We start from the raw sequence: 7,712 nt of genomic DNA, 5'->3' as shown, positions 1-7,712 counted from the left end.
GGTCGCCGAGGCGTACCCGCAGCTGCAGGCCAACCAGAACTTCCTCCAGCTCCAGGGCGAGCTCGTCGACACCGAGGACAAGATCCAGGCGTCGCGTCGCTTCTACAACGGCGGCGTGCGCGAGCTCAACACGAAGATCAAAGTCTTCCCGAACACGCTCTTCGTGCGCGGCCTCGGCTTCCACGAGCGCGAGTTCTTCGAGGTCGACGAGCCGTCGGCCATCGCGGAGCCGCCGAAGGTTCAATTCTAAGAAGTGACTCAGGCTCCGCCGGTTGACTGACCGGCGGAGTCGTTTCATACCCGGACCCCGGCTCTCGAGGAACTGAAGAACATGTACTCCGCGATCGCGAAGAACAAGCGCAACACCATCCTGATCATCGTGCTGTTCATGCTGATCATCGCCGCCCTCAGCCTGATCCCGACCTTCCTCTACGGCGACTGGATGATCTCGATCATCACGGTCGTCATCGCGGCGGCCTACGCGGTGTTCCAGTACTTCATGGCGACCCGTCAGACCCTCGCGCTCTCCGGTGCCCACCAGATCCAGAAGTCTGACGAGCCGCGGCTCTACCGCATCGTCGAGAACCTCGCGATCACCGAGGGCATGCCGATGCCGAAGGTCTACGTCATCAACGACCCGGCGCCGAACGCGTTCGCGACCGGCCGCGACCCGGAGCACGCCGTCGTCGCGGCGACCACGGGGCTCCTCGAACTCATGACCGACTCGGAGCTCGAGGGCGTCATGGCCCACGAGATGGGCCACGTCAAGAACTACGACATCCGCGTCTCGCTCATCGTGTTCGGCCTCGTCATCGCGATCGGTCTGATCGCCGACATCATCTTCCGCATGATCTTCTGGGGCGGTCGCAGTCGCGACAGCAACGCCGGTCCCGCCGCGCTCATCATCCTCGCGATCGGCATCGTCGCGGCGATCCTCGCGCCGATCGTCGCCGGCGTCGTCCAGGCCGCCGTCTCGCGTCAGCGGGAGTACCTGGCGGATGCCACGGGCGCCCTCACGACGCGGCACCCCGAGGCGCTCGCCTCGGCCCTGCAGAAGCTCGGTGAGTACGGGCGACCGGTGAAGCGCACCAACACGTCGATGTCGCACCTGTGGATCTCCGACCCGAACCGCCCGGGCTTCCTCGCCCGCCTGTTCTCGACGCACCCGCCGATCCAGGACCGCGTCGCACGCCTGCAGGGCAACGCCGCCCGCTTCTGATCTCGGTGGTCGAGTAGGTCGCGCAGCGACCGTGTCGAGACCTCCTACGGGGCGAACAGCCCCGCGACGTGGTGCGCGAGCTGCCGCGCCCCGGCGTCGGAGTCGGGCGCTCCGTTGACGACGGTCGACACCCAGGTGCCGTGGGCGACGAGGTCGATGCGGTACGAACCGTCGGAGTGCGACGTCATCCGCGCGACACCGTCGGCGGCGAGCGCCGGCACGTCGACCTCGGTACCGTTCGTCGTCACGCCGAGGTGCCGGGCGAGCCACGCGCCGCCGGGCTGCCACGAGACGCTGATCGTCTCGACGCCGCCGAACCAGCCGCAGCCGAAGCCACCGTTGCGCGACATCGCCTCGGCCCAGAGACTCCAGCCCCCGCCGCCGTCGCCCTCGTAGAGCTCGTGGCCTGAGCCGAACACGGAACCGACGAGAGTCGCCGGGAGGGTCACGTCGCAGTCGGAGGGGATCACCTGCAGCCCTGCCGGATACCACGGCTCCCGCAGCGTGCCGAAGCCTGCGGTCGCGGCCTGCAGGTGATCGCCGAACGCCCGTACCGCCGCTTCCGTCCCCGCGCCGACCGTGGTGGCGATCTCTGCCGAGAACCAGTAGCCGTCCGCATGGACGTCGAGGCTGCACACTCCGCTCGCCGCGAAGCACGACACGGAGTCGGCCGTCGGGGCGAAGCCGTAGTACCCGGCGAAGAGCTCCCAGCCGCTCGTCGCGTCCGGCAGCACCGAGAGTTGGATGCCGTGGAACGCGCTCGACCCGGTCTCGCTCGAGTAGGGCTCGCCGTTCGACCATTCGCAGAGCAGACCGCCGACCTGCGCCACAGCGCCGTGGCGGGGGATGGAGGGGGACGCGAAGTACTCCGTGCGCAGCACGTCGTGGGCTTCGAACGCGAAGGGGAGGATCGGCGTCAGCAGGGATGCCGGCACGAGGGTGTCGCACGATGTCTCGAAGCGCGGGGTCGGGCGGTCGGCGGCGAGCTCCGGGGGCCCGGACGTCGCCCCGCCGTCGGGGTCGGCGGTCGCGGTGCTCCCGGGTGTCGTCGCCGGGGTCGGTGTGGGGGAGCCCGGGCCGCACGCGGTCAGGGCGAGCAGGGCGACGAGCGCGGCGGCGGCCGCGGCGGCCTTCCCGATCATGGTCACATCATGTCGACGTGCACGCGCCTCTGAGAGGTTGACGGGGAGGGACCTCGACACGCGGCGGAGCCGCTACTCGACCACGGAGGTGCCCAGGGCGGCGGCGAGGTCACGTGCGAGGTCGCCGCGGTCGGCGACCGTGATGTCGCCGAGACCCTGCCACGCCGCCGTCTCCCGCAGCACGGGCACGAGCCGCTCCACGGCATCCCGGGGGGCGCCCTCCTCGCGCCACGCCGACTGCACGCGCAGCACGCCCGCCTGACGGTCGCTCTTGAGGTCGATGCGGCCGACGAGCTGGTCGTCGACGAGCGCGGGGAGCGTGTAGTAGCCGTACACGCGCTTCGGGGCGGGCGTGTAGATCTCGATGCGGTAGTGGAATCCGAACATCCGCAGAGCCCGATCGCGCTCCCAGACGACCGGGTCGAAGGGCGACAGCAGCGCCGCGGTCTCGATGCGCCGCGGGATGCGCGCACCGGTCGCCAGATAGGCGGGCGCCTTCCAGCCCTCCACGCTCACGCGCTCCGCCTCGCCGGCCTCCACGAGTTCGTCGAGCAGTCGCGCGGTGGTCGCCACGTAGAGCCGGTAGTAGTCGGCGATGTCCTTCGCCGTGCCGATGCCGTGCGACCGGAGCGCGCGGCGTACGAGCTCGCGCTGCGCGTCGTCGATCGGCACTTCGGCGTTCAGCAGGGCGGGGGAGAGCACCTGCTCGGGCAGCGCGTAGACGCGCTCGAACCCTTTCCGCCCGGCGGTGACGACATCGCCGAAGACGAACAGGTACTCGAGCGCCTCCTTGATGTCGGAGAGCCCCCACCACGGACCGCGCCGCACGTTCTCTTCGTGCTCGATGTCGCTCGCCGCCCTCGGCCCGTGGGTACGCAACTCGTCGAGCACGAACCGCATCATCTCGGGATGCGCGGGAACCCATTCCCCGGGGCGGGTGTACTTCTCGCGCATGCGCGCCATGCGCCACTTCCAGAGTGGCCAGTCGTCGCGCGGCACGAAGGTGGCGACGTGCGCCCAGTACTCGAGGTACGGCGCCTTCGGCCGGAGAGTCAGCCGGTCGAGCAGCGTCTTGTCATACGCGCCCAGCCGCGCGAACACCGGGAGGTAGTGGCTGCGCTCGAAGACGTTGACGGAGTCGATCTGCAGCACCCCGAGACGCTGCAGGAGCAGGTTGAGCTGACGCGTTCCGACCTCCGCGGGGCGAGGGATGCCGAAGCCCTGCGCCGCGAGCGCGACCCGTCGGGCGCTCGCCGCTGACATCCGCTCCGGCACGCTTCGACACTAGCCAGCGCCGCGGACACCTGGTCGTCGCCCGCTGTTCACCGTCGGGCTGCCGGCGTGTCGATCGGCGCACCTACCGTCGCTCCGTCGCGGGTCTGCCGCGGCCATCCCCACCACAACGGAGGAATCTGTGATCACCACGCGTGCCATCGTCGGCGTCGCGGCTGCGGCCGCCCTCGCCGTCGGGCTCAGCGCCTGCGCCGGCTCGGACACCCCGGCCCCGTCGGACGTCGACGCGGCCACCGCCACGTCGGCCGAGGACTTCGGCGGACTCGACGCGCTCATCGCGGCCGCGCAGGCCGAGGGCGAGCTCAACGTCATCGCGCTGCCCGACAACTGGGCGAACTACGGCGAGATCAAGGCGCTGTTCGAGGAGAAGTACGACATCATCGTCAACTCCGCCGACCCGGACATCTCGTCGGCCGAGGAGATCGCCGCCGCCGACAACCTCCGCGGGCAGGACACGGCTCCGGATGTCTTCGACCTCGGCACCGCGGTCGCTCTCGACTCGCTCGACTACTTCGCGCCCTACCAGGTGGTCAACTGGGACGAGATCCCGGACGCGAACAAGGAGGCCACGGGCCTCTGGGTGAACGACTACACGGGCTCGATGTCGATCGGCTACAACTCCAACGAGGTGCCGAAGCCGGAGTCGCTCGACGACCTCCTCGGCGACGACTACCGGGGCGCGGTCGCCATCAACGGCGACCCGACGCAGGCGGGCTCGGCCTTCGCCGCGGTCGGCCTCGCCACCGTGCAGAACGGCGGCGACCTGGATGACTTCCAGGCCGGCGTCGACTTCTTCGAGGAGCTCAACGACGCGGGCAACTTCCTGCCGCTCAACGTGACCGACGCCGCCATCGCGTCGGGCGAGATCAAGGTCGCCTTCGACTGGAGCTACAACAACCTCTCGTACGCGAACCTCGTCGACGGGTGGGAGGTCACGACCCTGCCCGGCACGGTCTACACCTCGTTCTACAACCAGGCCATCAACAACGACGCCCCGCACCCGGCGGCGGCTCGCCTGTGGATGGAGTTCCTCTACAGCGCCGAGGTGCAGAACCTCTTCATCGTCGGCGGCGCCTACCCGGTGACCATCGGCACGCTGCAGGAGAACGGCACCGTCGACCAGGAGGCGCTCGACGTGCTCGGCGCCCTCGAGGGCGAGCTCGTCACGCCGACGCCCGAGCAGGCCGAGGCCGCGGCCGCGCTGCTCGCCGAGAAGTGGGCCGCCGCGATCTCCTGATCGCGCCTCCCATGACGCTTCTCACGCGTTCGCGTGGGGGGTGGGCCCTGCTCGGGCTCACCCCCTTCGCGGTGTACGTCCTCGTCTTCTTGGCCATCCCGACCCTGCTCGCGGTCGCCACCGGCTTCCTCACGGAGGAGGGTGCGTTCACGTTCGCGAACATCCTGGGGGTCTTCGAACCGGCCGTGCTCGGAACGTTCGTGAGCTCGTTCTGGGTCTCCGCCGTCACTGCGGTGGTCGGCGCGGTGGTCGGCGCCCTCGTCTGCTTCGCGATGCTCGGAGCGAAGCCCGCGGGGGCCCTGCGGTTCGTCGTCGAGTCGGGCTCGAGCGTTCTCGCCCAGTTCGGCGGGGTCATGCTCGCGTTCGCGTTCATCGCGACGGTCGGCACGCAGGGGCTCATCACCCTGTGGCTGCGCGACACGCTCGGGATCGAGCTCTTCGCCGACGGCCCCTGGATCTACCAGGTCCCCGGTCTTCTGCCCGTCTACATCTACTTCCAGGTGCCGCTCATGGTGATCACGTTCCTGCCCGCGCTCGAAGGGCTCAAGGCCCAGTGGGCGGAGGCGAACGCGACGCTCGGCGGCACCCGGTGGAAGTTCTGGACCCGCATCGCCGGACCTGTCCTCGCGCCGTCGTTCATCGGCAGCCTGTTGCTGCTCTTCGCGAACGCCTTCTCGTCCTACGCCACGGCGGCCGCGCTGATCAGCCAGGGCTCGCAGATCGTGCCGCTGCAGATCCGATCGGCCCTCGTCTCCGAGACCGTCCTCGGTCGCGAGAACATGGCGGGCGCACTCGCGCTCGGGATGATCGTCGTGATGGTGGTCGTGATGTGGGGCTACTCGGTGCTCGCCGCGCGCACCTCGAGGTGGCAACGATGAGCCGACGACTGACCGGCCCGGTGCCGCTCGGACTCGAGCCGGCGACCGCCACGCGCGTCGCCATCCTCGTGATCGTCGGCGTCGTCTTCGCCGTTCCGCTGCTCGCCCTACTCGAGTTCTCGCTGCGCGACGGGCTCACGGGCGACTACACCGGATCGCACTGGACGGGGCTGTTCGATCCCGAGAACGCGCGCGACTACCGGCAGCTCTTCCAGGCGATCGGCAACTCGTTCGTGCTCGCCGGGGTGACCGTCGCGATCATGCTCGTCGTGCTGCTCCCGACGATGCTTCTCGTGCACATCTCGTTCCCGCGGCTGCGACGCGTGCTCGAGTTCGTCTGCATCATCCCGATCACCGTGCCCGCGATCGTGCTCGTCGTCGGGCTCGCGCCCGTGTACTCGATCGTCGTGACGATCTTCGGAAGTGGCACGTGGACGCTCGCGTTCGCCTACGGCATCCTCGTGTTGCCGTACGCCTACCGCGCGATCCAGTCGAACCTCGATGCGGTGCCGGTCGTGACGCTGAGCGAGGCGGCCCGATCGCTCGGGGCGAGCTGGCCGGTGGTGGTGTGGCGCGTGCTGCTGCCGAACCTCCGCCGAGGTGTGCTGGCGGCGGCGTTCATCACGGTCGCCGTGGTGCTCGGCGAGTTCACGATCGCGAGCCTCCTCAACCGCCGCAATCTGCAGACCGCGATCCTGCAGCTCTCGCAGTCCGACCCGTGGGTCGCCGCGATCCTCGCGCTCCTGGCCCTCGCGCTCGCCTTCGTCCTCCTTCTCGTCATCGGCCGCATCGGTTCGGCCGGAAATCGGAGCAAGCCATGACCATGACCACACCTCACCATGCGGCGACCTCGCTCGTCGTGTCGCCGGCCTCCGTCGGGCTGCGCGGCGTCGTCAAGGCCTACGGCGCGATGCGCGCCCTCGACGAGTTCTCGCTCGAGCTCGCCCCCGGCGAGTTCGTCGCGCTGCTCGGCCCCTCGGGCTGCGGCAAGACCACGGCGCTGCGCGCGCTCGCCGGGCTCGAGGCGATCGACGCGGGCTCGATCACGATCGATGGCGACGACGTCTCGACGCTGCCGACCAACAAGCGCGACCTCGGCATGGTCTTCCAGGCCTACTCGCTCTTCCCCCACATGACGGTGCTCGAGAACGTCGAGTTCGGGCTGCGGATGCGCAAGGTCGCCGCGGCGGAACGTCGCGCGCGAGCCCACGAGGCGCTCGAGCTCGTCGGCCTCGGCGAACGTGGCGGGCGGTTCGCGCACCAGCTCTCCGGCGGTCAGCAGCAGCGCGTCGCGCTCGCCCGTGCGCTCGTCACCCGTCCGCGGGTGCTGCTGCTCGATGAGCCGCTGTCGGCGCTCGATGCCAAGGTGCGCGTGCAGCTGCGCGAGCAGATCCGGCGCATCCAGACCGAGCTCGGCATCACGACGCTGTTCGTGACGCATGACCAGGAGGAGGCGCTCGCCGTCGCCGACCGGGTCGCCGTCATGCGCGCGGGCCGCATCGAGCAGATCGGCACTCCTGAGGACCTCTACGTGCGACCGGCGACGCCGTTCGTCGCGGACTTCGTCGGGCTGTCGAACCGCGTTCCGGGGGTGCTCGCCGGTGGTGTCGTCACGGCGTTCGGGTCGACGTTCGCGCTGCTCGGCGACGCGCAGCCCGACGGGCCGGTGCTCGCCTACGTGCGCCCGGAGGATGTCGTGCTGACCATTGGCACGACGCGTGCGGGTGCGAAGAGTGCGAAGGATGCGTACATCCCGGCCACCGTCGTCGCGTCGAGCTTCCTCGGCTCGCTGCGACGCACCGCGGTGAGGCTCGACGACGGCACGCTGCTGAGCGTGCAGCACGACGTCGCGCTCCAACCGGCCCCCGGGGATGCCGTCGGGGTGGCGTTCCGCGGCAACCCCGTGAGCGCGACCCCGGCGGTGTGACCGGAGAGCCGCACCT

8 protein-coding genes are annotated in these 7,712 nt (G+C 69.9%); 6 read left to right on the top strand and 2 right to left on the bottom strand.

Annotated elements, in window-relative coordinates:
* Together ACO1X9_RS07980 and ACO1X9_RS07975 are read left to right on the top strand one after the other, a co-directional pair.
* A partial coding sequence (locus ACO1X9_RS07980) for a LemA family protein (RefSeq protein ID WP_486350290.1) occupies positions 1 to 250 on the top strand: 250 nt, incomplete at its 5' end.
* An 81-nt stretch (positions 251 to 331) separates the two neighbouring features.
* On the top strand, positions 332 to 1,219 hold the full coding sequence (locus tag ACO1X9_RS07975) for a M48 family metalloprotease (protein ID WP_486350289.1): 888 nt from the start codon (positions 332 to 334) through the stop codon (positions 1,217 to 1,219).
* A gap of 44 nt (positions 1,220 to 1,263) precedes the next feature.
* On the opposite strand, the gene ACO1X9_RS07970 is transcribed toward ACO1X9_RS07975, so the two are convergent.
* Both ACO1X9_RS07970 and ACO1X9_RS07965 read right to left on the bottom strand, forming a co-directional pair.
* Entirely contained in the window at positions 1,264 to 2,361 is a 1,098-nt protein-coding gene (locus tag ACO1X9_RS07970; RefSeq protein WP_486350288.1) for a hypothetical protein, read from the bottom strand.
* 72 nt (positions 2,362 to 2,433) lie between these two features.
* The gene (locus ACO1X9_RS07965) at positions 2,434 to 3,636 is read right to left on the bottom strand and encodes a winged helix-turn-helix domain-containing protein (RefSeq protein WP_486350287.1); all 1,203 of its coding nucleotides are present in this window, start codon (positions 3,634 to 3,636) and stop codon (positions 2,434 to 2,436) included.
* 142 nt (positions 3,637 to 3,778) lie between these two features.
* On the opposite strand from ACO1X9_RS07965, the gene ACO1X9_RS07960 reads away from it, so the two are divergent.
* The 4 genes from ACO1X9_RS07960 to ACO1X9_RS07945 are packed head-to-tail and all read left to right on the top strand — an operon-like array spanning position 3,779 to position 7,696.
* Positions 3,779 to 4,891, top strand: coding sequence for an ABC transporter substrate-binding protein (locus tag ACO1X9_RS07960; protein ID WP_486350292.1), 1,113 nt, complete (start codon positions 3,779 to 3,781; stop codon positions 4,889 to 4,891).
* Between the two features lie 11 nt (positions 4,892 to 4,902).
* Positions 4,903 to 5,769, top strand: coding sequence for an ABC transporter permease (locus ACO1X9_RS07955; protein WP_486350286.1), 867 nt, complete (start codon positions 4,903 to 4,905; stop codon positions 5,767 to 5,769).
* A complete protein-coding gene (locus ACO1X9_RS07950; RefSeq protein ID WP_486350285.1) occupies positions 5,766 to 6,590 on the top strand; it encodes an ABC transporter permease in 825 nt (274 codons plus the stop codon). Before ACO1X9_RS07955 ends, ACO1X9_RS07950 begins: the two co-directional genes overlap by 4 nt.
* Positions 6,587 to 7,696, top strand: a complete 1,110-nt coding sequence (locus ACO1X9_RS07945) for an ABC transporter ATP-binding protein (protein WP_486350284.1) — start codon at positions 6,587 to 6,589, stop codon at positions 7,694 to 7,696. The genes ACO1X9_RS07950 and ACO1X9_RS07945 overlap by 4 nt, the downstream gene beginning before the upstream one ends.
* Positions 7,697 to 7,712 lie beyond the last annotated feature (16 nt).

Source organism: Pseudolysinimonas sp., from assembly GCF_057350545.1.
The sequence above is the reverse complement of the archived record's forward strand: the minus strand, read 5'-3'. Positions and strand labels throughout refer to the sequence as shown.

What these genes read in the sequence shown, in the direction of transcription:
- ACO1X9_RS07945 (WP_486350284.1), top strand. Translation starts at nt 6,587, where the DNA reads ATGACCATGACCACACCTCACCATGCGGCGACCTCGCTCGTCGTGTCG.
- ACO1X9_RS07955 (WP_486350286.1), top strand. Translation starts at nt 4,903, where the DNA reads ATGACGCTTCTCACGCGTTCGCGTGGGGGGTGGGCCCTGCTCGGGCTC.
- ACO1X9_RS07975 (WP_486350289.1), top strand. Translation starts at nt 332, where the DNA reads ATGTACTCCGCGATCGCGAAGAACAAGCGCAACACCATCCTGATCATC.
- ACO1X9_RS07950 (WP_486350285.1), top strand. Translation starts at nt 5,766, where the DNA reads ATGAGCCGACGACTGACCGGCCCGGTGCCGCTCGGACTCGAGCCGGCG.
- ACO1X9_RS07970 (WP_486350288.1), bottom strand. Translation starts at nt 2,361, where the DNA reads ATGATCGGGAAGGCCGCCGCGGCCGCCGCCGCGCTCGTCGCCCTGCTC.